The organism is Mesorhizobium sp. M8A.F.Ca.ET.207.01.1.1 (genome assembly GCF_004794715.1).
Taxonomy (GTDB): Bacteria; Pseudomonadota; Alphaproteobacteria; order Rhizobiales; family Rhizobiaceae; genus Mesorhizobium.
Map to the genome: position 1 here is coordinate 1 of NZ_SRUS01000177.1, position 385 is coordinate 385.

The window sequence follows — 385 nt, forward strand, 5'->3', positions numbered from 1 at the left end:
GCGCGACTACAGCGGCAACGAAGGCATCGGCCCGCGCGAGATCAGGGTGCGGCTGCTGCCATAGCCGCAGCCGGGGCGCCGCAGCGTTCGCGCTCGGCGTCCATGTCTTCCAGCGGCCGCACCTCGATGCTGCCGAAGCGTGCCCACGGGAAGTCGCGGGCGATGCGCATGGCTTCGTCGCGGTCGCGCGCGACGATCAGGTTGAAGCCGGCCAGCAGCTCGCGGGTTTCGGCGAACGGGCCATCGAGCACGCGGCTGTGTCCATCGCGCACGCGCAGGGGCTGTGCGGTATCGACCGGCTGCAGCTTCTGAGCGGCCAGCAGCGTGCCTTCGGCCTGCAGCTGGTCGGCGTGCGCCAGGCAGTCGCGCATCAGCGCGTTGAATT

The 385-nt window shown here is 70.6% G+C and carries 1 protein-coding gene; it reads right to left on the bottom strand.

Translation table 11 applies throughout. From position 1 onward, the window contains the following. Window positions 1-41: 41 nt before the first annotated feature. Window positions 42-385 (bottom strand): YciI family protein (locus tag EN850_RS34065; RefSeq protein ID WP_136092974.1); only part of this gene is annotated, 344 nt, incomplete at its 5' end.